At 64.7% G+C, this 2,016-nt stretch carries 2 protein-coding genes; one reads left to right on the top strand and one right to left on the bottom strand.

Annotated features, from left to right (window positions below; all coding sequences use genetic code 11):
* Positions 1–279: 279 nt before the first annotated feature.
* Complete coding sequence (locus tag JOY90_RS17610) at positions 280–759, bottom strand: CinA family protein (RefSeq protein WP_291692393.1); 480 nt, start codon at positions 757–759, stop codon at positions 280–282.
* A gap of 146 nt (positions 760–905) precedes the next feature.
* Between JOY90_RS17610 and JOY90_RS17605 the strand changes: the two genes are divergently transcribed.
* A complete protein-coding gene (locus JOY90_RS17605; protein WP_291692392.1) occupies positions 906–1,991 on the top strand; it encodes an amidohydrolase family protein in 1,086 nt (361 codons plus the stop codon).
* Positions 1,992–2,016 lie beyond the last annotated feature (25 nt).

Below are 2,016 nucleotides of genomic sequence, written 5' to 3'. Positions count from 1 at the left end.
CCGGGAGAGCGCGTTATAGGCGTTAACACCATCGCGCAGGGAGGGCCGGGTATTCTCGGCTGAACCTGTGGTTCCTACCCCGTGCTTATTTGCTGCACGGGGGCCATGGGTATCAGTCGATACCCGGCCTTCCCTGCGCCCTCTGTTTTCGAGAGGGTGGAATTGCTCGAACAGCTCGGACGATTCAAGTCGCGAGAATACGAACGCATGTCTGAACTCCGTAGAGAGCTCGATGAGCGCGGCGCTTTCGTGCCTTCGGCGCTCTCCAGAATCCCTCGACTACGCCAACTGCTTCAGCAGCAATTGCAGCGCGGTTTCCGCGAAGATGTTCATATTCGCAAACCGGTCGTTGCTGCCGGTCTCCAGCGTGATCACGGTGGTCTCGCGGCCTGCGACGGCCATGCAGCTATGGCCGGCGGCGTCGCCATAGCGGTTGCCGGTCGGTCCGCTCGCGCCGGTCTCCGACAGGCCCCAATCGGTGGCAAAGCGCGTGCGCACCTGGTTGGCGAGCAGCTTCGCATAGGGCTCGGACGCCGAGCGGATGCCCTTCATCGCGTCGTCGGGGATGTCGACCAGGAGGCGCCGCGCGTCGCGGGTGTAGACGACCGCGCCACCGAGGAAATAGGCCGAGGCGCCGGGCACGGCGAGCAGCGCGGCCGAGATCAGCCCGCCGGTCGAGGATTCCGCGACCGCGATGGTCTCCTTCCGCGCGACCAGTCTGGCCGCGATCTGCTCGGCAATTGTCACGAGATTTTGCATCGCACTCCGCTCCGAAGGCTGTCCCCGCGTTTTCTAGCATGGGGCTCTCCGCTTTGCGCGGTTGCGAGCGACGATCGGCCCTGCTTGAATGCATCGCAAACGCAGGGCCGGGCGCGCCCGGCGATCTCGTGAGGAAACCGACGGCGATGACGTCCCCGCTCCAAGGCGGCGTGGATTGCGACCTGCACCCGGCCGTGCCGCATCTGACCAGCCTGCTGCCCTATCTCAACAACTACTGGCGCGACCAGGTGACGACCCGCGGCATGGTCGATCTCGTATCGCAATCCTATCCGACCAACTCGCCGATCTCGGCGCGGCCGGACTGGCGGCCGGCGAAGGGCAAGCCGGGCGTGAACCTCGACGACATGCAGAAGCAGGTGCTCGATCCGTTCAAGGTCGCCTACGGCATCTGCAACCCGCTCTATGGCGTGCAGATGGTGTTCTCCGAGGACATGCAGGACGCGTTCTGCCGGGCGCTGAACGATTGGCTCGCCCGGGAATGGCTCGACAAGGATGCGCGGCTGCGCGGCTCGATCGTGATCCCGACCCAGAGCGTCGAGAAATCGGTCGCCGAGATCGAGCGCTGCGCCAAGGACCCGCGCTTCGTCCAGGTGCTGATGCTGGTCATGGGCGACGTCCCGCTCGGCAAGCGCGCGCTGTGGCCGATCTATGCCGCCGCCGAGCGGCTCGGTCTGCCCATCGGCATCCATGCCGGCTCGGCCTATCACAACCCGCCGACCTCGGTCGGCTGGGGCTCCTATCACATCGAGGATCATGTCGCGCAGGCGCAGGCGTTCCAGACCCAGCTCACCAGCCTGATCGTCGAGGGCGTGTTCGCGCGCCATCCGAAATTGAAGATGGTGATGCTGGAGTCGGGCTTCACCTGGCTGGCGCCGTTCCTGTGGCGGCTGCACAAGTTCTGGCGCGGCGTCCGTATGGAGACGCCCTGGGTCGATCGCGCGCCATTGGAGATTGTGCAAAGCAACATCCGCTTCTCGCTGCAGCCGGTGGATGCGCCGTCGGAACCGGCAGTGCTGAACCGGCTGTTCGACCATATGCAGTCCGACGAATTGATCCTATTCTCGACCGACTATCCGCACTGGCAGTTCGAGGGTGACAATGCGCTGCCGGACGGGCTGTCGGCCGACCTCGTGCGCAAGATCATGATCGACAATCCGTTTGCCACCTACGGCCGGCTGAAACAGCCCGCAGCGAAGGAGACAATGTCATGAACATCCAGCTTCGCGAACGGCCCGG

The sequence above is a fragment of the Bradyrhizobium sp. genome, assembly GCF_019242285.1.
In the GTDB taxonomy this organism is placed as follows: Bacteria; Pseudomonadota; Alphaproteobacteria; order Rhizobiales; family Xanthobacteraceae; genus Bradyrhizobium.
The sequence above is the reverse complement of the archived record's forward strand: the minus strand, read 5'-3'. Positions and strand labels throughout refer to the sequence as shown.